The following is a 24,292-nucleotide window of genomic DNA, read 5'->3' as shown; positions in this document are numbered from 1 at the left end:
TGTGCGAGGGAGACGACACAAGGGCGTTACAACCCATTACAAGGCATTTCCTAAGGAAACGCTGAAGTCCTGCCGATACAGCGGAACAGGCTGTCCCTGGTACGCGGGTATTTCGTCATGAAGTTCAAGTCGATCCAGTTTTCCGTGGTGGCGCTGGCGGGGGCCAGCGTGCTGGCTGTGGTGGCGGCGCTGGTGCTGTATGCCCTGTTCGCCGGCGGGCGCACCCAGACGCTGGTGCAGGAGCGCACCCAGGCGCTGCTGGAAAAGGTCATCAACGAACGCCTGGTGGCCCTGGCCCGCGCCCAGGCCAGCCAGATCCAGCGCGAACTGGAATACCCGCTGACGGTGGTCAAGGGCCTGGCCCAGGCCAACATGCTGATGGACGGCAAGGACGCCGAAGGCAAGCCGCTGCTGGGCATCAGCCGCGGCGAGATGTCCAACCTGCTGCGCCAGACGGTGCAGCAGAACCCCAAGCTGCTGGACGCCTTCGCCGGCTGGGAGCCCGGCGCCTTCGCCGGCCCCGACAGCCTCTACGCCGGGCAGACCGGCGCCGGCTACGACGCCAGCGGGCGCTTCATGCCCTGGTGGTACCGCAAGGCCGACGGCAGCCTCACCGTGGAAGCCATGGGCGACACCCTGGAAAGCCAGAAGGTGCTGCCCACCGGCGTGCGCGAGGGCGAGTACTACCTGTGCCCGAAGGAACGCCACAAGCCCTGTGTGATCGACCCGGCGCCCTATGAGATGGGCGGCAGGATGGTGCTGATGTCGTCCTTCAACGCGCCCATCCTGGTCGACGGCCAGTTCCGCGGCGCGGTGGGCGCCGACCTGTCCCTGGACTTCATCCAGGACCTGCTCAAGGCCGCCGACAGCACCCTGTACGACGGCGCCGGCGAACTCGCGCTGATCTCCGCCAACGGCCGCCTGGTGGCCTACACCAAGGACGCCGGCAAGCTCGGCGAACCGGCCGACAAGGTACTCGACGCGAGCCAGGCCGCCAGCCTCGGCAAGCTGCAGGGCGAGCAGCCGCTGTACCAGCAGGACGAAGCCCGCGACACCATCGCCGTGTTCCTGCCCTTCGCCATCGGCGACACCGGCACGCGCTGGACGCTGATGCTGGAAATCCCGCGGCAGGCCGTGTTCGGTGAACTCAAGCAACTGCAGGGCGCGCTCAAGGCGCAGAGCGACTCCGACACCCTGGGCATGACCCTGGTCGGCCTGCTCATCGCCGCCGGCGGCCTGCTGGTGATCTGGCTGGTGGGCCACGGCATCGCCCGCCCGCTGCGCCAGCTGGTGGGCATGCTCGACGACATCGCCCAGGGCGAAGGCGACCTCACCCGCCGCCTCGCCAGCGAGCGCGCCGACGAGCTGGGCTCCATCGCCCGCGGCTTCAACACCTTCCTCGGCAAGCTGCAGGGCATGATCGGCCAGGTGGTGACCTCGGTGCAGCACGTCAGCGACTCCTCCGAGCACACCGCGGACATCGCCATCCGCACCAACCAGGGCGTGCAGAAGCAGTTGGCTGAGATCGAGCTGGTGGCCACCGCCGTCCACGAGATGACCGCCACCGCCCAGGACGTGGCGCGCAACGCCACCCACGCGGCGGAAGCGGCCAGCCACGCCGACCAGGCCGCGCACCAGGGCAGGCAGATAGTCGAAAGCAGCTCCGCGGCGATCCAGGCCCTGGCCACCGAGATCGGCCGCGCGGTCGGCGTAGTGCAGTCGCTGGCCCGCGACAGCGAGAACATCAACGCCATCCTGGTAGCCATCCGCGGCATCGCCGAGCAGACCAACCTGCTGGCGCTCAACGCCGCCATCGAGGCGGCGCGGGCTGGCGAGCAGGGCCGCGGCTTCGCCGTGGTAGCCGATGAGGTGCGCAACCTGGCGCAGAAGACCCAGCAGGCCACCCAGGAAATCCAGACGATGATCCAGCAACTGCAGAACGGCACCCGCGAAGTGGTGCAGGTGATGCAGCAGAGCCAGGAGAAGACCGACGACAGCGTGCGCCACGCCCACGAGGCCGCCCAGGCGCTGGAGTCGATCACCCAGGCGGTATCGGTGATCAACGACATGAACACCCAAATCGCCAGCGCCGCCGAGGAACAGAGCGCGGTGGCCGAGGACATCAACCGCAACGTCGCCAACATCGGCCTGGTCGCCAACCAGGTGGCCGGCGGCGCCGACGAAGCCTCCCAGGCCAGCGCCGAGCTGACCAGGCTGGCCGAGCAGCAGCGGCGGCTGGTGAATCAGTTCAAGGTCTAGAGCCCCTCTCCCCAACCCTCTCCCGCAAGCGGGAGAGGGAGCTGTCCCGAGTGGCCTGGAAGCCAGGCATCATCCCCACACCACGCACGCGCTAACGGCATACGCGTAGGGCGCATAACGCCTACGGCGTTATCCGCCGTTTTCGCCGGGCACCGGCATTCCGGGCCAACGGCGGATAACCGCGAACGCTTATTCGCCCTACGAACCAGGTGCCGGGCCCAAGAGCCCCTCTCCCCAACCCTCTCCCGCAAGCGGGAGAGGGGGCTGTCCCGAGTGGCCTGGAAGCCAGGCATCGTCCTCACACCACGCACGCGCTAACGGCATGCGCGTAGGGCGCATAACGCCTACGGCGTTATCCGCCGTTTTTTTGCCTCACAACGGCTCCGGCAGCCGCTCGCACAACCGCGCCAGCGCCAGCGCCCAGGCCTGCTGGTCGTTCAGACAGGGGATCAGCACCAGCTCCTCGCCGCCGGCGGCGATGAACTGTTCGCGGCCGCGCTGGCCGATTTCCTCCAGGGTCTCGATGCAGTCGGCGACGAAGGCCGGGCACATCACCAGCAGGCGCTTCACGCCCTGCTTCGCCAGGACCTCCAGCTGCGCATCGGTGTAGGGGCCGATCCATTTGGCGCGGCCCAGCCGCGACTGGAACGACACCGACCAGCGGCCCTTCTCCAGGCCCGCGCGCTCGGCGAACAGCTCCGCGGTGCGCAGGCACTGGCTGCGGTAGCACAGCGCCAGGACTTCCGGGCGCACGTGGCGGCTGTCGGCGGCGTCGAGGTCGTGGTTGCGGTCGCCCACCAGCTTGCGGATATGCCGCTCGGGCAGGCCGTGGAAGCTCAGCAGCAGGTGGTCGTAGGGCTGCTCCAGGTAGGGCTGCACGCTGGTCACCAGTGCCTGCTGGTATTCCGGCTCGGCGTAGAACGGCGGCAGCACCATCAGGCGCATGCCATGCAGGCCGAGCTGGCGGATCAGCCGCCGGGCCTCCTCGATGACGGTGGTGGTGGTGCTGTCGGCGAACTGCGGGTACAACGGCGCCAGGGTCACCCGGCGCACGCCCTGCTCGTAGAGGTCCAGCAGGGCGTTCTCGATGGACGGCTGGCCGTAGCGCATGGCCAGCGCCACCGGGCCATGCGGCCAGTACTTGCGCATGACCTGCTGCAGGCGGCGGCTGATCACCACCAGCGGCGAGCCCTGGTCCCACCAGATGGAGGCATAGGCATGCGCCGACTCCTCCGGGCGCTTGCGCAGGATCAGCGACACCAGCAGGCGCCGCGCCGGCCAGGGCAGGTCGACGACGTACGGGTCCATGAGGAACTGGTCCAGGTAACGGCGCACATCGGCCACCTCCGTCGAGGCCGGCGAGCCCAGGTTGACCAGCAGCAGGGCGTTGAGGGTCATGCAGCATCCTTAGTGACGGTGGGCGGCGGCTGCCGGGCGATGCGCGAGGACATCGCCGAGGGCGGCCGGCAGATCGTTGTAGCGGAACACGAAGCCGGCTTCCAGCAGGCGGCGGGGCTCCACGCGCTGGCCGCCGAGCAACAGCAGCGACAGCTCGCCGAGCAGGGTGCGCAGGGCGAAGGCCGGCACGCCCAGCAGGGTCGGACGGTGCAGGGCCTGCCCCAGCGCCCGGGTGAAATCGCGGTTGCGCACCGGCTGCGGCGCGCAGGCATTATACGGACCGCTGGCGTCGCTTCGCTGCAAGAGAAAATCGATCAGGCCGATCATGTCCTCGATGTGCACCCAGGACATCCATTGCCGGCCGTTGCCCAGCTGGCCGCCCAGGCCGAAGCGGAAGGCCGGCAGCAGGCGGGCGAGGAAGCCGCCCTCCGGCGCCAGCACCAGCCCGGTGCGCAGGCGCACCACGCGGATGCCGAGGCCCTCGGCCTGCAGGGCGATCTGCTCCCAGGCCAGGCACAGCTCGCTGGCGAAATCCTCGCCTGCCGCCGCGCTGCCTTCGTCCAGTGGCCGCTCGCCGGCATCGCCGTACCAGCCCACCGCCGAGCCGCTGATCAGCACCGATGGCCGCTGCTTGCGCCCCTCCAGCCACTCCACCAGGCGCTCGCTGAGGCGTACCCGGCTGTCCCACAGCAGCGCCTTGCGCCGCGACGTCCAGGGCCGCTCGGCGATGGGCTCACCAGCCAGGTTGATCACCGCGTCGACAGGCTCGTCGCCCACCGCCTCGAAGCTGGAAACGCCCCGCACCTCGCTGCCGCAAAGGTCGGCGACGCGCTCCGGGCGGCGGCTCAGCACCGTCAGCCGATGGCCGGCGGCGCTCCAGTGGCGGCACAGGCGGCGGCCGATCAGGCCGGTACCGCCGGTAATGAAGATGTGCATCTGAACCTCCTTGCGCTGAACTCCCACACCTACCATCAGTCTGGACGAGGGAACGGCGCTTGCATTACCGCACCCGTCCGAGTGTGGCGAACGTCTACGCTGTAAATGCCGGAACCGATACGCGACGCCCCCGAAGGAATGGCCACGAAGCGTGGACGGAATTCCGCTCGACCGTTCGAACGGCGACCGAACAACTATACAAATAAAACCGATTGTACAAGGTTGTTCGACTCGCTAACCTGAACACAACAACCTACGAGGCATGTCATGAGCGCCCCCATTGCCATCATTGGCACCGGAATCGCCGGACTCTCAGCCGCCCACGCCCTGCTCGACGCGGGACAGGAAGTCCAGCTCTTCGACAAGGGCCACGGCAGCGGCGGCCGCATGGCGAGCAAGCGCAGCGACGCTGGCGCGCTCGACCTCGGCGCCCAGTACTTCACCGCCCGCGACCGCCGCTTCCTCGACGCCATCCAGCACTGGCGCGACGCCGGCTGGGTCGCCGAGTGGGACCCGGCCCTGTACCAGTACCGCGACGGCATGCTCAGCCCGTCGCCAGACGAGCAGCCGCGCTGGGTCGGCACGCCGCGCATGAGCGCCATCACCCGTGCGCTGCTGCAGGGCCTGCAGGTCACCTTCTCCTGCCGCATCACGGAAGTCTTCCGCGGCGAGCACCACTGGCACCTGCAGGACTCCGAAGGCTGCAACCACGGCCCCTTCAGCCACGTCCTGGTCGCCACCCCGGCGCCCCAGGCCGCGGCGCTGCTGGCCGGCGCGCCCAAGCTGGCGGCGGCGGCGGCGAGCATCGCCATGGAGCCGACCTGGGCCGTGGCCCTGGGCTTCGCCGAACCCCTACAGACGCCGGTGCAGGGCTGCTTCGTCCAGGAAGGCCCGCTGACCTGGATGGCCAGCAACCGCTGCAAGCCCGGCCGCGACGAGCACATGGACACCTGGGTACTGCACGCCAGCAGCAGCTGGAGCCGGCAGAACATCGACAAGCCCAAGGAAACGGTCATCGAGCACCTGCTGGGCACCTTCGCCGAAATGATCGGCTGCGCGGTGCCGGCGCCGGTGTTCGCCCTGGCCCATCGCTGGCTCTATGCCCGGCCGCTGGAAGCGCACCAGTTGGGCGCGCTGGCCGACGCCGACCTGGGCATCTACGCCTGCGGCGACTGGTGCCTTTCCGGCCGCGTCGAGGGCGCCTGGCTGAGCGGCCTGGAAGCGGCCCGCCGGCTGCTGCAGCACCTCTGAGCCCGACGGCGCCCGCCAGGGCGCCGCACCCTGTACAAGCAATTTGCCGCTGTACAACTCTCGGCCTATGCTGAAAAATAGTTGTACACGTGAAGCCTACTTGTACAGGGCCAGACCATGTCCACTTCCCCTCCCCGGCCCAGGCTCGGCATCAGCGCCTGCCTGCTCGGCGCGAACGTCCGCTACAACGGCGGGCACAAGGCTTCGCGCCTGTGCCTGGAGGACCTCGCCCGGCATTTCGATTTCGTCCCCCTGTGCCCGGAAGTCGCCATCGGCCTGGGCGTGCCGCGCCCGACCCTGCGCCTGGTCGGCGAGGCCGCCCGGCCGCGCGCCGTGGACAGCCGCGATGCGCCCCTGGACCACAGTGCGGCATTGCGTCGCCATGGCGCGGAGCAGGCCGGCCAGCTGGACGAACTGGGCGGCTTCATCTTCATGCAGAAGTCCCCCTCCTGCGGCCTGCACCGCGTCAAGCTCTACCCCGACGACGGCCAGCCGCCCCTGGCGATTGCCCGCGGCCTGTTCGCCGAAGCCTTCTGCGCCGCCCGCCCCGAGTTGCCGGCGGAAGAGGAAGGCCGCCTGCACGATCCCCGCCTGCGCGAGAACTTCGTCACCCGCGTCTACGCCCATCTCGACTGGCTCGCCCTGTGCCGCGCCGGGCTGACGCACAAGGCGATCCTCGATTTCCACTCGCGCTACAAGTACCAGCTGCTCGCCCACCACCCGCGCCTGTACGCCGAGCTGGGCCACCAGCTGGCGGATATCGGCCGGCACCCGGCAGAGCATTTCGGCCCGCTGTACTACCGCACCTTCAGCCAGGCGCTGGGCCACTGCGCCAGCCGCGGCAGCCACAGCAACGTGCTGCAGCACCTGGCCGGCTACCTCAAGCGCGCCCTGGGGGCTGACGACCGCGCCGAACTGCAGCATCTGATCGAGCAGTACCGCCACGGCGACGTGCCGCTGGTGGTGCCCCTGGCGCTGCTCAAGCACCACTTCCGCCGCCACCCGCACCCGTACATCGCCCGCCAGGCGTACCTGCAACCCCACCCCGAGGCCCTGGGTCTACGCAATGCCATCTGAACGAAGCGACACCCTTCCCGACGATTATCGCCAGGCGCTGGCCGCCGGCTGGCTGCCCATCAGCGAAGTGGCGCGGCGCACCGGGGTGAACCCGGTGACGCTGCGCGCCTGGGAGCGCCGCTACGGGCTGGTCGTCCCCCAGCGCACCGCCAAGGGCCACCGCCTGTACTCCACCGAGCAGCTGGAGCGCATCCGCCACGTCCTCACCTGGCTGGAACGCGGCGTGGCGGTGGGCAAGGTGCGCGACCTGCTCGACGAACCGCCACGGGCGGCGGCCGCAACCCATTCGCCCTGGGACGACCTGCGCCAGCAGGCGCTGGGTGCCATCGCCCGGCTCGACGAACAGCGCCTGGACGAGCTGTTCAACGGCGCCCTGTCGATCTACCCGGCGCAGACGCTGTGCGAGCACCTGATGCTGCCATTGCGGCGCGACCTCCAGCAGCGCTGGCAGGGCCAGTTCGGCAGCGGCCTGGAGCGCCTGCTCTACCATTCCTGGCTGCGCAGCAAGCTCGGCGGCCGCCTGTACCACTACAACCGCCAGCAGCAGGGGCGGCCACTGCTGCTGGTGAACCAGTCGGAGCACCCGCGGGAGACCGGCCACTGGCTGTGCGCCTGGCTGGCCAGCGCCGCCGGCTGCCCGGTGCAGGTGTTCGACGGCCCGCTGTCCTGCGCCGAGATCGCCCTGGTCGAACAGCGCCTGAACCCGCGCGCCCTGCTCCTCTACTCCGACCAAAGCCTGAGCCCGACGCACCTGGCGCGCCTGCTCGACGGCTGCATCTGCCCCACCCTACTGGTGGGCGCCAGCGTGAACATCCACGCGCGGGAGCTGGCCGATCTGCAGCGCGGCAGCCACCCGGGCCTGCACCTGGCGCAGGACCCGCTGCAGGCGCGCGCCACCCTGCAGGCGCTGGGCCTGCTCAACGGCGGGGGCGGCGAATGAGGCGCCAACTGCTCTGGCTGCGCAGCGACCTGCGCGTGCACGACAACACCGCCCTGGCCGCCGCGGCGCAGGCCGGCCCGGTCATCGCCTGCTACCTGCTAAGCCCCGGCCAGTGGCGCGCCCACGACGACTCGCCGAACAAGGTCGACTTCTGGTTGCGCAACCTGCAGGCGCTGCGGCACGACCTGGCGCGGCTGAACATCCCGCTGCTGTTGCGCGAAGCGGATACCTGGGGCCAGGCACCCGAAGTCCTGCTGCAGCTATGCCAAACGCTGGGCATCGCCGCGGTACGGGTGAACGAGGAATACGGCCTCCACGAAAGCCGCCGCGACGAGGCGGTGAAGCGGCGCCTGGCCGAAGCCGGGGTGGGCTTCCACAGCCACCTGGACCAGTTGTTCTTCGTCCCCGGCAGCCTGCTCACCCGCGGCGGCACCTACTTCCAGGTCTTCAGCCAGTTCCGCAAGCTCTGCTACCAGCGCCTGGCCAGCGCCCTGCCCGCCTGCCTGCCGGCGCCGCCACCGCAGGCGCCACTGGACGTGGCCAGCGACCCCGTGCCCGACGAACTGCCCGGCTTCGCGCCCAGCGCCGCCCAGGCGCGCGAGTTCTGGCCCGCCGGGGAAAAGGCCGCCGGCGAGCGCCTGGCCGGCTTCGCCGAGGACGACCTGGCGCATTACCACGAACGACGCGACCGCCCGGACCTCGACGGCACCAGCCAGCTCTCCGCCTACCTGGCCGCCGGCGTGCTCTCGCCGCGCCAGTGCCTGCACGCGGCGCTGGCGAACAACCGCGGCGAGTTCGAGAGCGGCGGCCCGGGCCCCGTGGCCTGGATCAACGAGCTGCTGTGGCGCGAGTTCTACAAGCACATCCTGGTCGGCTTCCCACAGGTCAGCCGCGGCCGCGCCTTCCGCGCACAGACCGAGGCACTGCCCTGGCGCCACGCGCCGGCGGACCTGGAAGCCTGGCAGCAGGGGCGTACCGGCTTCCCCATCATCGACGCGGCGATGCGCCAGTTGCTGGCCACCGGCTGGATGCACAACCGCCTGCGCATGCTCACGGCCATGTTCCTCAGCAAGAACCTGCTGATCGACTGGCGCGAAGGCGAACGCTGGTTCATGCGCCACCTGGTCGACGGCGACCTGGCGGCGAACAACGGCGGCTGGCAATGGAGCGCCTCCACGGGCACCGACGCCGCGCCCTACTTCCGCCTGTTCAACCCGCTGGCGCAGTCGCGCCGCTTCGATCCCCATGGGCGCTTCCTGCGCCAGTGGCTGCCGGAGCTGGCCGGCCTGGACAACGAAAGCCTGCACGAGCCATCGCGCCTGGGGCTGTTCGGCGCGCCCGGCTACCCGGCGCCGATGCTCGACCTGGCGGCGAGCCGCGAGCGGGTGCTGGAGGCTTTCCGCAATCTGCCGGGGGCTGAATCCGCCCAGGCGAGCACGGCTTCTCGTAGGAGCGAGGGGGGACGCCTAGTTCTTGCTCGCGAATGAGCCCCGCAGCGGAGTCTGTTCGCGAGCAAGCTCGCTCCTACGAAGAGCACTCCGGATGCGGTGCTACCCGCTCCTACATGGGAACGATGTGGGCGAGACGTCGGAGCGGATCTCATCCGCGAATCGTGCCGGGTTATCCGCCGTCGGCCGGAACACTAACGTCCGCCCTACGGATTTCCGGAGAATGGCTCGTAAACCCAGGGCATGAAAAAACCGGCCACCTGGGCCGGTTTTTTCGTACAGCAAAATTCTTACAGCGGATGGCTGTAGAACAGGCTGTAGGACTCGATGCCGTCGTTGGGCATCGACAGCCCGGCATTCGAGTAGTGGATGGCGCGGATGCCCACCGACTGGCCGCCGGCGAACTTCAGGCCGAAGCCCAGGCGGTCCTCGAAGGCGAAGGCGCTGCCCAGGTCATGGTCGCCGACCTCGGAGCCGCTGAAGCCGGCGATGCCGATGCCGGCCTCGATGAAGGGCTTCACGCTGTCGCCGTTGAACTGGTAGACGAACACCGGCGAGAAGGACAGCGAATAACGGGCACCCGCGCGGTCGCCGGCGCCCCAGTAGGTGACGCCGGTGTCCCAGTAGCCGGTCAGGTGGCCGGTACCGCTTTCCCACCAGGTCTTGTCCCAGTCGAAACTCGCACCCAGGCGCAGGGCCACGTCGCCCTGGCCGGTGGCGCCTGCCGCGGCGGTCAGATTCGCGGCCTGCGCTGCGCCGGCTGCGCCCACCATCATGATTGCGGCCAAGGCGGCCTGCGAGAGTAGCTTCTTCATCGAAAGATCCTTATGGATAAGCTGAATGAAAAATCCCCGCGAATAGCTAACGATTATAAGGCGAATTGCCAGATTAGGCCTCGGAATTGTCAGCAGATTGTTACGCCTATTCAGAATCTGCTTTGCTCAATCGGCAAAAAATCTGACCGATCCATCAAGGCCCCACAACACCGGCAACACCCTCTCGAACATCTCGACCGCCCCGCTGGTGAAGAAGTGCGTTTTTTTTGCCGGCCCCAGTGCCTGCAGGCCACGGCTGGCCAGCGATGCCTGCAGGTGGCGGGCCACCGCGGCGCCGGTGTCGATCAGCGACACCCCGCGCGGCAGCATCCGGCCCAGCAGCGGGCGCAGGAAGGGGTAATGGGTGCAGCCGAGGATCAGGGTGTCGCAGCCCTCGGCCAGCAGCGGCTCGACGAAGCCCTGGAGCAGTTCGCGGGTCTGCGGCCCGTCCAGGTCGCCGGCCTCGATGCGCTCGACCAGCCCCGGGCAGGGCTGGGTGACCACCCGCACGTCGCTGGCGAAGCGGTCGAGCAAGGCGGCGAAGCGCGCGCTCTTGAGGGTACCGGTGGTGGCCAGCACGCCGACCACGCCGCTGCGGGTCGCCGCCGCGGCCGGCTTCACCGCCGGCTCCATGGCCAGGATCGGCAGTTGTGGATAACGCTCCCGCAGGTCGGAGGCGGCCGCCGCGGTGGCGGTGTTGCAGGCCAGCACCAGGGCCTTGCAGTCCTGGGCGATGAGGAATTCGGCGATGCGCCGGCAGCGCTCGCGGATGTATTCCGGGGTTTTCTCGCCATAGGGCACGTGGCCGCAGTCGGCCAGGTACACCAGCGATTCGCCGGGCAGCCGCGCGCGGATCTCGCGCAGCACCGAAAGGCCGCCGACGCCGGAGTCGAAGACGCCTATCGGCCGCTCGTCAGCCATGCGTTACGCCGCAGACCGAGCACTGCGGGTCGCGCTTCACGCGCAGCTCGCGGAAGCGCGTGCCCAAGGCGTCCACCAGCAACAGGCGGCCCACCAGCGGCTCGCCGAAGCCGGCCAGCAGCTTCAGCGCCTCCAGCGCCTGCAGGCTGCCCACCAGGCCCACCAGCGGCCCGACCACGCCGGCCTCGCTGCAGGTCAGCTCGGCTTCGCTGCCATGGCCGTAGAGGCAGTGGTAGCAGGGGCTGTCGTCGCGGCGCGGGTCGAACACCGAGAGCTGGCCTTCCAGGCGGATGGCCGCGCCGCTGACCAGCGGCTTGCCGGCGGCGACGCAGGCGGCGTTGACCGCCTCGCGGGTGGAGAAGTTGTCGCAGCAGTCCAGCACCAGGTCGACCTGGGCCAGCACCGCGGCCAGGGAATCCCCGTCCAGCGCCTGGCGGTGCGGCACCAGCGTCACCTGCGGGTTGATGGCGGCCAGGCGGGCCATGGCCGAGCCCACCTTGCTGCGCCCGACCTGGGTGCTGTCGTGCACCACCTGGCGCTGCAGGTTGGTCACATCGACGCTGTCGAAGTCGGCCAGGTGCAGTTCGCCGACGCCGGCCGCGGCCAGGTACAGCGCCACCGGCGAGCCCAGGCCGCCGAGGCCGACGATCAGCGCGCGGGCGTTCTTCAGGCGCAGCTGGCCGTCGATGTCGATCTGCGGCAGGAGGATCTGCCGGCTGTAGCGCAGCAGTTCTTCGTCGTTCAACATGGCAGGCGCCCCAGGCTGATGCGTTCATGGCCGCCGAGGTCGCGGCGGCTTTCCACCTCGCGGAAACCGTTGCCCAGCAGCAGGTCGCGCACCGCCGGGGCCTGGTCGTAGCCGTGTTCCAGCAGCAGCCAGCCGCCCGGCTCCAGGAAGCGCGGGGCCTGGCCGACGATCAGGCGGATGTCGTCGAGGCCGTCGGCGCCGGCCACCAGCGCGCTCTTCGGCTCGAAGCGCACGTCGCCCTGCTGCAGGTGCGGGTCGCTGCCGGGGATGTACGGCGGGTTGCCGACGATCAGGGCGAAGCGCTCGCCTTCCAGGGCGGAGAACCAGTGGCTCTGGCGGAAGCCGACGTTGGCCAGGCGCAGGCGCTCGCGGTTGCGCTCGGCCAGGGCCACGGCCTCGGGAATGCGGTCGACGCCGGTGACCTGCCAGCTCAGGCGCTCGCAGGCCAGGGCCAGGGCGATGGCGCCGGTGCCGGTGCCCAGGTCGAGCACCCGCGCCGGGCTGGCCGGCACCAACTGCAGGGCGGTTTCCACCAGCAGCTCGGTGTCCGGGCGCGGGATCAGGGTGTGCGGCGCCACTTCCAGGTCCAGGCTCCAGAAGCCCTGGCGGCCGAGGATGTAGGCCACCGGCTCGCCGGCGCGGCGGCGCGCCAGCCAGCCTTCGAAACGTTCACGCACCTCGCGGTCGACCACCCGCTCCGGCCAGGTGCGCAGGAAGCTGCGCGGCTTGCCCAGGGCGGCGGCCAGCAGCAGCTCGGCGTCCAGGCGCGCGCTGGGCGAGTCGGGCAATTGCGCTTCGGCGAGCAGGGTCATGATGGTGGCCATGGCGCCTCAATCCCCCAGGGCGGCCAACTGGTCGGCCTGGTATTCCTGCAACAGCGGCTCGATCACCTGTTCCACTTCGCCTTCCATGACTTCGCCCAGGGAGTACAGGGTGAGGTTGATGCGGTGGTCGGTGACCCGCCCCTGCGGGAAATTGTAGGTGCGAATGCGCTCGGAGCGGTCGCCCGAGCCCACCAGCAGCTTGCGGGTGCTGGCGATGGCCTGCTGCGCTGCGGCCTGCTGCTGGTCGTTGAGCTTGGCCGCCAGCCAGGCCATGGCCTTGGCGCGGTTCTTGTGCTGCGAACGCTCTTCCTGGCACTCCACCACGATGCCCGAGGGAATGTGGGTGATGCGCACGGCCGAGTCGGTCTTGTTCACGTGCTGGCCACCGGCGCCGGAGGAGCGGTAGGTGTCCACCCGCAGGTCGGCCGGGTTGATCTCGATGGCCGCCTGCTCGTCGGGTTCCGGCAGCACCGCCACGGTGCAGGCGGAGGTGTGGATGCGGCCCTGGGACTCGGTCGCCGGCACGCGCTGCACGCGGTGCGCGCCGGATTCGAACTTGAGCTTGGCGTAGACGCTGTCGCCCTCGACGCGGGCGATCACCTCCTTGTAACCGCCGTGCTCGCCCTCGTTCTCCGAGAGCACCTCGACGCGCCAGCCCTGGCGCTCGGCATAGCGCGAGTACATGCGGAACAGGTCGCCGGAGAAGATCGCCGCCTCGTCGCCGCCGGTGCCGGCGCGGATTTCCAGGAACACGTTGCGCCCGTCGTTCGGGTCCTTGGGCAGCAGCATGCGTTGCAGGCGGTCTTCCAGCTCGGTCAGGGAGGCCTTGGCGCTGGCGACCTCTTCCTCGGCCATCTCGCGCAGGTCCGGGTCACTGTCCTTGAGCAGCGCCTGGGCGCCCTCGAGGTCGGCCTGGGTCTTGCGGAAGTCGCGGAACGCCAGGATCACCGGCTCGACTTCGGCGAACTCGCGGGAATAGGCACGGAACTTGGTCTGGTCGCTGATCACCTCGGCGTCGCCGAGCAGAGCGGTGAGCTCCTCGTAGCGGTCGCTGAGGTTGTCCAGCTTGGTCAGCAGGGAGGCTTTCATCGCTTCTCAAGGCCCTCCTCGAGGGCGAACAGTTCCTGCGCCAGGGCCAGCGCATCGATGCGGCCCTCGGCGGAGAGTTTCTTCATCTGCACGCTGGGGGCGTGCAGCAGCTTGTTGGTCAGGCCGCGGGCCAGCTGGGCGAGGATGTCGCCGGGGTCGCCGCCGTTGGCCAGCAGGCGCTGGGCCTTCTGCAGTTCCTCGTCGCGCAGGCGCTCGGCTTGCTGGCGGTAGGCGCGCAGCACGTCCACCGCGGCCAGCTCGCGCAGGCGCTGCATGAACTCGACGACGCCCTCGCCGACCAGTTCCTCGGCGGCCTGGGCCGCGCCCTGGCGGCTCTTGAGGTTCTCGGCGACCACTTCGTGGAGGTCGTCGACGCTATAGAGGTAGACGTCGTCCAGCTCGCCGACTTCCGGCTCGATGTCGCGCGGCACGGCGATGTCGACCATGAACATCGGCTTGTGCCGGCGCTGCTTGAGCGCCCGCTCCACCGCGCCCTTGCCGAGGATCGGCAACTGGCTGGCGGTGGAGCTGATGACGATGTCGCTGTGCGCCAGGTGCTCGGGCATGTCCGCCAGCAGGATGGCCTCGGCACCCAGCTCCTGGGCCAGCAGGCTGGCGCGCTCGAGGGTGCGGTTGGCCACCACGATGCGCTTCACGCCCTGCTCGTGCAGGTGACGGGCGACCAGGGTGATGGTCTCGCCGGCGCCGATCAGCAGCGCCTGGCTGCGGTGCAGGTCGCTGAAGATCTGCCGGGCCAGGCTGACCGCGGCGAAGGCCACCGACACCGGGTTCTCCCCAATGGCGGTGTCGGTGCGCACGGTCTTGGCGGTGCTGAAGGTGGCCTGGAACAGGCGGCCGAGCATCGGGCCTATGGTGCCGGCCTCGCGGGCCACGGCGTAGGCGGACTTCATCTGGCCGAGGATCTGCGGCTCGCCCAGCACCATGGAGTCCAGGCCGGCGGCCACGCGCATCATGTGGCGCACCGCGTCCTCGTCCTCGTGCACGTAGGCGCAGCTGCGCAGCTCGTCCAGGCTCAGGCGGTGGTAGTCGGCCAGCCAGGCCAGCACGTCCTCGGCCTCCGGGTGCTCCAGCTCCAGGTAGAGTTCGCTGCGGTTGCAGGTGGAAAGGATCGCCGCCTCGCGGCTGGCGGTCAGCCGGCAGAGCAACTGCAGGGCCTCGACCATCTGCCCGGGCGTGAACGCCACGCGCTCACGGACGGCCACCGAAGCTGTCTTGTGGTTGATGCCAAGGGCAATGAAGGCCATGCGGGATCGCTGAGGTAATTCAGGAAGCCCGCAATTGTCCTACGTCGACCGGTAGAGGACAACCACCGCAATACAAGCAGTCGATCTGTGCGTCTATGCTGGGTTTTGGCTGCCCCCACCCCATGGGCTTGCCGAATGGCTTATGTCATGATGGGGCACAACCCGCCGTCCAGGTCCCTCTCTTTCGTCTATGAACAAATCCCTAGCGCTGCTGACCGCCCTGTTTCTGCTCGGTGGCTGCCAATCCATGCTGCACAAGGAACCGGCGCCGAAGCCGGCCAAGGACAGTGCGGCCAGCGCGGAGAAGGGCCGCAAGTACGGTTCCTTCAGCGAGGACACCCTGTATTCCCTGCTGGTGGCGGAGATCGCCGGCCAGCGCAACCGCTTCGACATCGCCCTGGCCAACTACGTCGACCAGGCCAGGCAGACCCAGGACCCGGGCGTGGCCGAGCGCGCCTTCCGCATCGCCGAGTACCTGGGCGCCGACCAGGAAGCCCTGGACACCTCGCTGATCTGGGCCAAGGCCGCCCCCGACGACCTCGACGCGCAGCGCGCCGCCGCCCTGCAGCTGGCGCGCACCGGCCAGTACGACGAATCCATGGTGTACATGGAGAAGGTCCTCAACGGCCAGGGCGACACCCACTTCGACTTCCTCGCCCTGTCCGCCGCGGAAACCGATGCGGACACCCGCGCCGGCCTGCTGCAGAGCTTCGACCGCCTGCTGAAGAAGTACCCCGACAACGGCCAGCTGCTGTTCGGCAAGGCCCTGCTGCTGCAGCAGGACGGCCGCCCGCAGGAGGCCCTGAGCCTGCTGGAGAGCAAGCCGGCCAGCCGCCATGACGTGGCCCCCATGCTGCTGCGCGCGCGCCTGCTGCAGAGCATGAAGCGCAGCGACGAGGCCCTGCCGCTGCTCAAGGCCGGCATCAAGGAACACCCGGACGACAAGCGCGTACGCCTGGCCTACGCCCGCCTGCTGGTGGAGCAGAACCGCCTGGACGACGCCAAGGCCGAGTTCTCCGCCCTGGTGCAGCAGTTCCCCGACGACGACGACCTGCGCTTCTCCCTGGCCCTGGTGTGCCTGGAAGCCCAGGCCTGGAACGAGGCCAAGGTCTACCTGCAGGAGCTGGTCGAGCGCGACAGCCACACCGACGCCGCGCACTTCAACCTCGGCCGCCTCGCCGAGGAACAGAAGGACCCGGAAACCGCGCTCAAGGAATACGCCCAGGTCGGCCCGGGCAACGACTTCCTCCCGGCGCAACTGCGCCAGAGCGAGATACTCATGGACTCCGGGCGCAGCGCGGAAGCCTCGCGGCGCCTGGCCGAGGCCCGCGAGCGCCAGCCCGACTACGCCATCCAGCTGTACCTGATCGAGGCCGAGGGCCTGTCCAACCGCAACCAGGCCGACCGCGCCTGGCAGATCATCGAGCAGGGCACCAAGCAGTTCCCCGACGACCTCAACCTGCTCTACACCCGCTCCATGCTGGCGGAGAAGCGCGACGACCTGGTGCAGATGGAGAAGGACCTGCGCCTGATCATCCAGCGCGAGCCGGACAACGCCATGGCGCTCAACGCCCTGGGCTACACCCTGGCCGACCGCACCACGCGCTACGACGAGGCCCGCGACCTGATCCAGAAGGCCCACCAGTTGAACCCGGACGACCCGGCCATCCTCGACAGCCTGGGCTGGGTCAACTACCGCCTGGGCAACCTGGACCAGGCCGAGACCTACCTGCGCCAGGCCCTGGAGAAATTCCCCGACCACGAAGTGGCCGCGCACCTGGGCGAAGTGCTCTGGGCCCGCGGCAAGCAGCGCGAGGCCCGCGAAGTCTGGAGCGCCGCCCTGCAGAACCAGCCCGACAGCCCGGTGCTGCGCGACACCCTGCTGCGCCTGACCGGGTCCAAGACCCCCTGAGATTTCCCATGCGTCTGATTCACGTCCTTGGCGCCGCCGCCCTGCTCCTGCTCAGCGGCTGCGCCGGCTTCACCACCCAGGAAGCCCTGCAAGGCCAGGGCAACGCCGACAGCTGGAAGACCCACAAGGAACGCGTCGCCGCCCTCGACGGCTGGCAGATCGACGGCAAGGTCGGCATCCGCGCCCCGAAGGACTCCGGCAGCGGCACCCTGTTCTGGCTGCAACGCCAGGGCTACTACGACATCCGCCTGTCCGGACCGCTGGGCCGCGGCGCCGCGCGCCTGACCGGACGCGAGGGCGCGGTGACCCTGGAAGTCGCCGGGCAAGGCCGCTACCAGGCCGAGTCCCCCGAGGCCCTGCTGGAGCAGCAGATGGGCTGGCGCCTGCCGGTGTCCCACCTGCTCTGGTGGGTGCGCGGCCTGCCGGCGCCGGACAGCAAGAGCCGCCTGACCCTCGACAGCGACAGCCGCCTGGCGCGCCTGGAGCAGGACGGCTGGGACGTGGAATACAGCAGCTACGCCCAGCAGGACGGCTACTGGCTGCCCGAGCGCCTGAAGCTGCACGGCAAGAACCTGGACGTCACCCTGGTGATCAAGAGCTGGCAACCGCGCCTGCTCGGCCAGGCGCACTGACATGCAAGCGCGCCTGACCCTGCCGGCCCCGGCCAAGCTCAACCTGTTCCTGCACGTCCTCGGCCGCCGCGCCGACGGCTACCACGAGTTGCAGACGCTGTTCCAGTTCCTCGACCACGCCGACGAACTGCACTTCGCCCCGCGCGAGGACGGGCAGATCCGCCTGCACACCGAAATCCCCGGCGTGCCCCACGACAGCAACCTGATCGTCCGCGCCGCGCGCCAGTTGCAGGAGCAGTCCGGCACCGGGCTGGGCGCCGACATCTGGCTGGACAAGCGCCTGCCCATGGGCGGCGGCATCGGCGGCGGCAGCTCCGACGCGGCCACCACCCTGGTCGGCCTCAACCACCTCTGGCAACTGGGCTGGGACGAGGACCGCCTGGCGGCCCTGGGCCTGGGCCTGGGCGCCGACGTGCCGGTGTTCGTGCGCGGCCGCGCGGCCTTCGCCGAAGGGGTGGGCGAGCGGCTCACGCCGGTCGAGCTGGAGGAGCCCTGGTTCCTCGTCGTCGTGCCGCAAGTCTTTGTCAGCACAGCAGAAGTTTTCTCCGATCCCGAGTTGACACGGGATACTCCGCCCATTAAAGTTCGCAGCCTTCTCGGGGTGGACGGTCGAAACGACTGTCAGACGGTCGTCGAGAAACGTTACCCAGCTGTACGTAACGCGCTGATGTTGTTGAACAAATTCACATCGGCCAGATTGACCGGAACCGGAGCTTGTGTGTTTGGGAGCTTCCCAAACCAGGGCGATGCTGATAAAGTTCGCCGCCAACTTCCGGCCACTCTGCCAAGCTTCGTCGCACAGGGTCGCAACATCTCCCTGTTGCATCGCAAGCTTCAAGAGCTGACCTGAGAAGGAATGCAGAGCATTCGGTTGTACGATACAGGGGCGTCGCCAAGCGGTAAGGCAGCAGGTTTTGATCCTGCCATGCGTTGGTTCGAATCCAGCCGCCCCTGCCATTAACCCCACGGGGGTTGCGTACGACGGTAACGGAAGCGCTGCACAGCAAAATTCATAGGGGCGTCGCCAAGCGGTAAGGCAGCAGGTTTTGATCCTGCCATGCGTTGGTTCGAATCCAGCCGCCCCTGCCATATACAAAAAAGCTGTTCAAAAGCCACGGCCTTTGAACAGCTTTTTGGTTCATCAGGCCCACCCTCAGCCGGCAGGTACTGCGCGTGTCCAAGATGATGGTCTTCACGGGGAACGCCAACCCCGACCTGGCACGCCGAGTCGTGCGTCAACTGCACATTCCCCTCGGTGATGTTTCCGTCGGCAAGTTCTCCGATGGCGAAATCAGTGTCGAGATCAACGAAAACGTCCGCGGCAAGGACGTCTTCCTGATCCAGCCGACCTGTGCTCCGACCAACGACAACCTGATGGAACTGGTGGTGATGGCCGATGCCTTCCGCCGCTCCTCGGCCACTCGTATCACCGCGGTCATCCCCTACTTCGGCTATGCCCGCCAGGATCGCCGTCCGCGTTCCGCCCGCGTGGCCATCAGCGCCAAGGTCGTGGCCGACATGCTGACCGTCGTGGGCGTCAACCGCGTCCTCACCGTCGACCTGCACGCCGACCAGATCCAGGGCTTCTTCGATATCCCCGTCGACAACATCTACGGCTCGCCCGTACTGGTCGACGACATCGAGGACCAGCGCTTCGAGAACCTGATGATCGTTTCCCCGGACATCGGTGGCGTGGTGCGCGCCCGCGCCGTCGCCAAGTCCCTGGGCGTGGACCTTGCCATCATCGACAAGCGTCGTCCGAAGGCCAACCAGTCCGAAGTCATGCACATCATCGGTGATGTCGAAGGCCGTACCTGCGTACTGGTCGACGACATGGTCGATACCGCCGGCACCCTCGGCCACGCCGCCAAGGCTCTGAAAGAGCACGGCGCCGCCAAGGTCATCGCCTACTGCACCCACCCGGTGCTGTCGGGCCGTGCCATCGAGAACATCGAGGGTTCCGTACTGGACGAGCTGGTGGTGACCAACACCATCCCGCTGTCCGCCGCTGCCCAGGCCTGTGGCCGCATCCGTCAACTGGACATCGCGCCGGTCGTCGCCGAAGCCATGCGCCGGATCAGCAACGAAGAATCGATCAGCGCCATGTTCCGCTGAGGAACAGGGCCTGACGAAAGCGCCCCGCCGCGGCGGGGCATTTGAAGAGTCGCCCGAACGCTGGTCGCAAGCGCTCGGGCGATCTTGTCATTGTGGAGATAGTGTAATGGTTGACTTTATTCTGAATGCCCAAGCGCGTTCCGACCTGGGGAAAGGTGCGAGCCGCCGCCTGCGTCGTAATGCCGGTCTGGTTCCCGCGGTCATCTACGGTGGCGAGAAAGCCCCGGTTTCCGTGACCCTGGAACTGCGTGAAATCGCCAAGCTGCTGGAAAACGAGGCTGCCTTCAGCCACGTCATCGCCCTGGACGTCGATGGCGCCAAGGAAACCGTGCTGATCAAGGCCCTGCAGCGCCACCCGGCCAAAGGCTTCGTCATGCACGCCGACCTCCTGCGCGTCGTCGCCGACCACAAGCTGACCGCTCACGTTCCGCTGCACTTCCTCAACGAGGAAACCGCAGTTGGCGTCAAGCAAGGCGGCGGTGAAGTTTCCCACGTCGTCTCCGAAGTCGAAGTTTCCTGCCTGCCGAAAGACCTGCCGGAATTCATCGAAGTCGACCTGGCGAAAGTCGAAGTCGGTCAGATCGTTCACCTGTCCGACCTCAAGCCGCCGAAAGGCGTGGAACTGGTTCAGCTGGCCCATGGCAACGACCTGGCCGTGGCCAACATCCACGCTTCCCGCGTAGTCAAGGAAGAAGGTGAAGGCGCTGCCGAGTAATCACTCGCCAGCCTCTTAGCCTCCAAGGAAAGGGCCCCCGTCGTGACCGCCGTGCAACTGATCGTTGGCCTGGGCAACCCAGGCCCGGAATACGACCAGACCCGGCATAACGCGGGGGCCCTTTTCGTCGAGCGCCTGGCCGACCGCGAACGCGTCAGCCTGAACCTCGACAAGAAGTACTTCGGCCTGGTCGGCAAGTTCAGCCACCAGGGCCGCGACGTTCGTCTGCTCATCCCCACCACCTACATGAACCGCAGCGGCCAGGCCGTGGCGGCGCTCGCCGGGTTCTTCCGCATTCCGGTCGAAGCCATCCTGGTGGCCCACGACGAACTCGACATGCCTCCCGGCGTCGCCAAGCTCAAGAAAGGCGGCGGCCACGGCGGGCACAACGGGTTGCGCGACATCATCGCCCAACTCGGCAACCAGAACGGCTTCCACCGCCTGCGGCTTGGCATCGGCCATCCGGGGCACAGCAGCCTGGTCTCCGGCTTCGTTCTCAGCCGCGCCCCGCGCAGCGAGCAGGAGCTGCTCGACACCAGCATAGATTCCGCCCTCGGCGTGCTGCCGGAGATGCTCGCAGGGGACTGGACCCGCGCGATGCAGAAGCTGCACAGCCCGAAGGCCTGACCCGTCTCCGCCAGAGGTACACAGCATGGGCTTCAACTGCGGCATCGTCGGCTTGCCCAACGTCGGCAAATCCACCCTGTTCAACGCCCTTACCAAATCCGGTATCGCGGCGGAGAACTTCCCCTTCTGCACCATCGAGCCGAACAGCGGCATCGTGCCGATGCCCGACGCGCGCCTCGACGCCCTGGCGGAGATCGTCAAGCCCGAGCGGGTGCTCCCCACCACCATGGAGTTCGTCGACATCGCCGGCCTGGTGGAAGGCGCCTCCAAGGGTGAAGGCCTGGGCAACAAGTTCCTCGCCAACATCCGCGAGACCGACGCCATCGCCCACGTGGTGCGCTGCTTCGAGGACGACAACGTCATCCACGTGGCCAACAGCGTCGACCCCAAGCGCGACATCGAGATCATCGAGCTGGAACTGATCTTCGCCGACCTGGAAAGCTGCGAGAAGCAGCTGCAGAAGGTCGCGCGCAACGCCAAGGGCGGCGACAAGGACGCGATCGCGCAGAAATCCCTGCTGGAGAAGCTGATCCCGCACTTCAGCGAAGGCAAGCCGGCGCGCTCGTTGATGAAGAACCTCGGTGACGAAGAGAAGCGCCTGGTGCGCGGCTTCCACCTGCTGACCAGCAAGCCGGTGATGTACATCGCCAACGTCGCCGAAGACGGCTTCGAGAACAACCCGCACCTGGACGTAGTGAAAGCCATAGCCGAGGAAGAAGGCGCCATGGTGGTGCCGGTGTGCAACAAGATCGAGGCCGAGATCGCCGAACTGGACGACGGCGAGGAGAAGGACATGTTCCTCGAATCCCTCGGCCTCGAAGAGCCCGGCCTGAATCGCGTGATCCGCGCCGGTTACGAACTGCTGCACCTGCAGACCTACTTCACCGCCGGGGTGAAGGAAGTCCGCGCCTGGACCGTCCGCGTAGGCGCCACCGCCCCGCAGGCCGCGGCGGTGATCCACACCGACTTCGAAAAAGGCTTCATCCGCGCCGAAGTGGTCGCCTACGACGACTTCATCCAGTTCAAGGGCGAACAGGGCGCGAAAGAAGCCGGCAAATGGCGCCTGGAAGGCAAGGACTACATCGTCAAGGACGGCGACGTGATGCACTTCCGCTTCAACGTCTAAGCCCTTCGCAGGCGCCCAAGGCGCCAGCCCAGGACGAGAAAAGGCCCCGAGCACCCCGCGGGGCCTTTTTCGTTCCCGCCCTACCGCTCGTCCCGCTAAACGCTTGAAAGAACAGAAAAATATCTAGCCAAAGGGGGTTGACAGCCCCCCGAAAGATCCGGAAAATGCGCGCCACTCGGCTACATAGCTCAGTCGGTTAGAGCGCAGCATTCATAATGCTGATGTCCCAGGTTCAAGTCCCGGTGTAGCCACCATATAAAAGAAGGGGTTAGCGAAAGCTAACCCCTTTTTGCTTTGCCTGTGTGACTACGAAGTGACTACAGGGAGCCTACATAATCAGCGCGATGGTTTCTCTGCCCGGGCAGCAAGGCTCTTATCAAGAAACTCCCGAAGTTTCCGGCCAATCATGTCCGGATTAATCGACGGCAACCCATAGGTCTGCCGAAGAACGCCCTTCGGATTCCCAACGCGCTGCTCATAGTAAATTACGTGCTCAACCTCACGAATAGTGGGATGGCAGAGCAATTGATACACGCATTCTTCCGAGCGATTAGTTCCGAACTGAGCGCCTTTCTCAGGAATGATGCGGACTGTGAAGTAAAGGCTCTGAGGTGGCTCGCCCCCTCCTCAACCGCAGAAGGGAACCCATACGCCTTTGCGTCTGCAGCAAACTCCTCAAACAACGGCCTTACGATCGATTGCGTGGCCTGTCGAAACCCTTCCACATGCGCTTGCTGCTTGGCAGCTTCCTCATCACGTTGCCGTTGCTCAGCTTGAACCTTTTCAAGTTCTTTAGCTTCGTGCGCAGCAACACCCTCATTAAAAATCGACATCTAAATCCACCTCCAAATATCACTCCATCGATACCATTTCGCCATAAAGGTCACCCTCTCAAGCAGGCCAGAAGCTACTGTTTTGCCACTATTTAGTCCAGAACGCGATAGTTGCTGTCTTGGCACTGGGCTAACGGCGACAAGCGCATCGCTGACTCCAAATGCTCCGGCGACAGATGCGCGTACCGCATCGTCATCGTGATCGACGAGTGCCCCAGGATTCGCTGCAGCGTGAGGATGTCCCCTCCTCCCATCATGTAATGGCTGGCGAAGGTGTGGCGGAGGATGTGGGTCAGTTGGCCCGGCGTCTCGAATCCACAGAGCTCATAGGCGCAACGGAAGGCGGCGCGGCAGGACATGAACAGGCGGCCGGATCCAGGCATACCCACCTTGAACATCAGTTGCTCCAGCTCGGCCGGGATCGGCACTGAGCGGCTCTGGCGGTTCTTCGTCCGGTGATAGTGGACCTTTCCCCCATGCACGGCCCCGCGGGCGATGCTCTCGGCCTCTTCCCAGCAGGCGCCTGTAGCAAGGCACAGGAGAGCGACCGGGTACGCGTGGTTGTTCGTGCTGACCTTGCACTCCTCGAGGAGCTGGGCGACCTGATCCAGGGTGAGGAAGGTCAGTTCGACCTGATCGGTCTTGATCTGCCGAACGTTGGCCAGCGGGTTTGCCTTATGCCACGAACCGAGGCGGATCAGCTCGGAGAAGATGGCCGACAGGTAACGCTGTTCATAGTTGACCGTCTCCGGTTTCACCTCGGTCAGACGACGCTGCCGATAGCGCGCCCACGCGAGTGAATCGAACTCGAAGGCCTGCGGATCTCCAAGGCGCTCAGCCAATGCTTGGCAGCGAGCCAGGCGCTGTTTTCCATCCTTCAGGGTGCAGCCGTGGAGGTCGTACCAGACCTTCACCAGATCGGAGAGGCGATCATCCAGCGGGCGGCCTGTTTCGCCCAGGACAGTGAAGAAGTCCTGTTCGTAGCGAATGGGTGGCGAAGCCCTTCTTGCGGATCCTGCGACCAGAGCGACCGTTCTCGTAGAAGTCAGCCGTCCACGTCTTCCTATCCTTGCGCGCGGTCATATCGCGTAGCCCCGCCTGATGTAGCGATCGTTGATCAGTCCGATGACGTGTTTTTCGAGGTCGCGAGTGCTGTAGCCCTTGGCGGCATAGTGGCCTTCGATCACATACCAGAAGGGGAGCGTTCTCCCGACCTCAAGCGCTTTTTTGGCGGGATGCGCTCCCGTGCGATCAGGCTCGCGAACTGGCCCAGGAACATTTCGCAGTTCTTGCCGGAGAAGCCCTGAGCGGTCTTGTAGTAGCGGCGATACTCGGTGCGTTCGATGAGCGGAAGGGATGCG

Annotated in this window: 20 protein-coding genes, 3 tRNA genes and 2 pseudogenes; 15 read left to right on the top strand and 10 right to left on the bottom strand. The window is 67.3% G+C overall.

What is annotated here, in order from left to right; genetic code table 11:
• Positions 1–117: 117 nt before the first annotated feature.
• Positions 118–2,259, top strand: a complete 2,142-nt coding sequence (locus VV867_RS03140; RefSeq protein WP_328565597.1) for a methyl-accepting chemotaxis protein — start codon at positions 118–120, stop codon at positions 2,257–2,259.
• A gap of 372 nt (positions 2,260–2,631) precedes the next feature.
• On the opposite strand, the gene hemH is transcribed toward VV867_RS03140, so the two are convergent.
• Positions 2,632–3,657, bottom strand: a complete 1,026-nt coding sequence (gene hemH, locus VV867_RS03135) for a ferrochelatase (protein ID WP_109936243.1) — start codon at positions 3,655–3,657, stop codon at positions 2,632–2,634.
• Positions 3,658–3,666: 9 nt separating this feature from the next.
• Positions 3,667–4,593, bottom strand: a complete 927-nt coding sequence (locus VV867_RS03130; protein ID WP_328565596.1) for a TIGR01777 family oxidoreductase — start codon at positions 4,591–4,593, stop codon at positions 3,667–3,669.
• A gap of 267 nt (positions 4,594–4,860) precedes the next feature.
• On the opposite strand from VV867_RS03130, the gene VV867_RS03125 reads away from it, so the two are divergent.
• The 4 genes from VV867_RS03125 (at position 4,861) to phrB (ending at position 9,348) form a co-directional block, all read left to right on the top strand.
• The gene (locus VV867_RS03125) at positions 4,861–5,844 is read left to right on the top strand and encodes an NAD(P)/FAD-dependent oxidoreductase (RefSeq protein WP_328565595.1); all 984 of its coding nucleotides are present in this window, start codon (positions 4,861–4,863) and stop codon (positions 5,842–5,844) included.
• A gap of 117 nt (positions 5,845–5,961) precedes the next feature.
• Positions 5,962–6,921 (top strand): YbgA family protein, encoded by a 960-nt coding sequence (locus tag VV867_RS03120; RefSeq protein WP_328565594.1) that lies wholly within the window; start codon positions 5,962–5,964, stop codon positions 6,919–6,921.
• Complete coding sequence (locus VV867_RS03115; RefSeq protein WP_328565593.1) at positions 6,911–7,861, top strand: MerR family transcriptional regulator; 951 nt, start codon at positions 6,911–6,913, stop codon at positions 7,859–7,861. Before VV867_RS03120 ends, VV867_RS03115 begins: the two co-directional genes overlap by 11 nt.
• Positions 7,858–9,348: a deoxyribodipyrimidine photo-lyase gene (phrB, locus tag VV867_RS03110; protein WP_328565592.1), complete on the top strand. Its 1,491-nt coding sequence runs from the start codon at positions 7,858–7,860 to the stop codon at positions 9,346–9,348. The genes VV867_RS03115 and phrB overlap by 4 nt, the downstream gene beginning before the upstream one ends.
• Positions 9,349–9,599: 251 nt before the next feature.
• Here the strand turns inward: phrB and VV867_RS03105 are convergent, their stop codons facing one another.
• From VV867_RS03105 to hemA, 6 genes are all read right to left on the bottom strand, one after another.
• A complete protein-coding gene (locus VV867_RS03105; RefSeq protein WP_109936238.1) occupies positions 9,600–10,124 on the bottom strand; it encodes an acyloxyacyl hydrolase in 525 nt (174 codons plus the stop codon).
• Positions 10,125–10,250: 126 nt separating this feature from the next.
• Positions 10,251–11,045 carry a glutamate racemase gene (murI, locus tag VV867_RS03100; RefSeq protein ID WP_328565591.1) on the bottom strand — a complete coding sequence of 265 codons (795 nt, stop codon included), beginning with the start codon at positions 11,043–11,045 and terminating at the stop codon, positions 10,251–10,253.
• Complete coding sequence (locus VV867_RS03095; RefSeq protein ID WP_328565590.1) at positions 11,038–11,793, bottom strand: molybdopterin-synthase adenylyltransferase MoeB; 756 nt, start codon at positions 11,791–11,793, stop codon at positions 11,038–11,040. Before VV867_RS03095 ends, murI begins: the two co-directional genes overlap by 8 nt.
• Positions 11,787–12,617, bottom strand: coding sequence for a peptide chain release factor N(5)-glutamine methyltransferase (gene prmC, locus VV867_RS03090; protein WP_328565589.1), 831 nt, complete (start codon positions 12,615–12,617; stop codon positions 11,787–11,789). The genes VV867_RS03095 and prmC overlap by 7 nt, the downstream gene beginning before the upstream one ends.
• Before the next feature lie 6 nt (positions 12,618–12,623).
• Positions 12,624–13,706, bottom strand: a complete 1,083-nt coding sequence (gene prfA, locus VV867_RS03085) for a peptide chain release factor 1 (RefSeq protein ID WP_275627693.1) — start codon at positions 13,704–13,706, stop codon at positions 12,624–12,626.
• A complete protein-coding gene (hemA, locus tag VV867_RS03080; RefSeq protein WP_109936233.1) occupies positions 13,703–14,971 on the bottom strand; it encodes a glutamyl-tRNA reductase in 1,269 nt (422 codons plus the stop codon). The genes prfA and hemA overlap by 4 nt, the downstream gene beginning before the upstream one ends.
• Positions 14,972–15,161: 190 nt before the next feature.
• Here hemA and VV867_RS03075 point away from each other — a divergent pair, with 190 nt between their 5' ends.
• The 10 genes from VV867_RS03075 (at position 15,162) to VV867_RS03030 (ending at position 22,352) form a co-directional block, all read left to right on the top strand.
• On the top strand, positions 15,162–16,883 hold the full coding sequence (locus VV867_RS03075; protein ID WP_328565588.1) for a tetratricopeptide repeat protein: 1,722 nt from the start codon (positions 15,162–15,164) through the stop codon (positions 16,881–16,883).
• Positions 16,884–16,891: 8 nt separating this feature from the next.
• Positions 16,892–17,515 (top strand): lipoprotein insertase outer membrane protein LolB, encoded by a 624-nt coding sequence (gene lolB, locus VV867_RS03070; RefSeq protein ID WP_109936231.1) that lies wholly within the window; start codon positions 16,892–16,894, stop codon positions 17,513–17,515.
• A 1-nt stretch (position 17,516) separates the two neighbouring features.
• Positions 17,517–18,365, top strand: a complete 849-nt coding sequence (gene ispE / locus VV867_RS03065; protein ID WP_328565587.1) for a 4-(cytidine 5'-diphospho)-2-C-methyl-D-erythritol kinase — start codon at positions 17,517–17,519, stop codon at positions 18,363–18,365.
• Between the two features lie 32 nt (positions 18,366–18,397).
• A tRNA-Gln gene (locus VV867_RS03060) sits at positions 18,398–18,472 on the top strand.
• A 57-nt stretch (positions 18,473–18,529) separates the two neighbouring features.
• Positions 18,530–18,604: transfer RNA gene (locus VV867_RS03055), tRNA-Gln, on the top strand.
• A gap of 84 nt (positions 18,605–18,688) precedes the next feature.
• Positions 18,689–19,630, top strand: a complete 942-nt coding sequence (locus tag VV867_RS03050; protein WP_024128138.1) for a ribose-phosphate pyrophosphokinase — start codon at positions 18,689–18,691, stop codon at positions 19,628–19,630.
• Between the two features lie 106 nt (positions 19,631–19,736).
• Complete coding sequence (locus VV867_RS03045) at positions 19,737–20,345, top strand: 50S ribosomal protein L25/general stress protein Ctc (RefSeq protein WP_328565586.1); 609 nt, start codon at positions 19,737–19,739, stop codon at positions 20,343–20,345.
• Positions 20,346–20,387: 42 nt separating this feature from the next.
• Entirely contained in the window at positions 20,388–20,972 is a 585-nt protein-coding gene (gene pth / locus VV867_RS03040; protein WP_275627697.1) for an aminoacyl-tRNA hydrolase, read from the top strand.
• A 25-nt stretch (positions 20,973–20,997) separates the two neighbouring features.
• Complete coding sequence (ychF, locus tag VV867_RS03035; protein WP_109936227.1) at positions 20,998–22,098, top strand: redox-regulated ATPase YchF; 1,101 nt, start codon at positions 20,998–21,000, stop codon at positions 22,096–22,098.
• Between the two features lie 177 nt (positions 22,099–22,275).
• Positions 22,276–22,352, top strand: a tRNA-Met gene (locus VV867_RS03030).
• A gap of 671 nt (positions 22,353–23,023) precedes the next feature.
• Here VV867_RS03030 and VV867_RS03025 read toward each other — a convergent pair.
• Positions 23,024–24,014 (bottom strand): annotated as a pseudogene (locus tag VV867_RS03025) (phage integrase).
• Positions 24,011–24,282: pseudogene (locus tag VV867_RS03020) on the bottom strand (hypothetical protein); the annotation flags it as partial. The pseudogenes VV867_RS03020 and VV867_RS03025, both read right to left, overlap by 4 nt.
• Between the last annotated feature and the right edge of the window lie 10 nt (positions 24,283–24,292).

Origin of the sequence: Pseudomonas sp. JH-2, from assembly GCF_036231725.1 — a bacterium.
Lineage (GTDB): Bacteria > Pseudomonadota > Gammaproteobacteria > Pseudomonadales > Pseudomonadaceae > Pseudomonas > Pseudomonas delhiensis.
The sequence above is the reverse complement of the archived record's forward strand: the minus strand, read 5'-3'. Positions and strand labels throughout refer to the sequence as shown.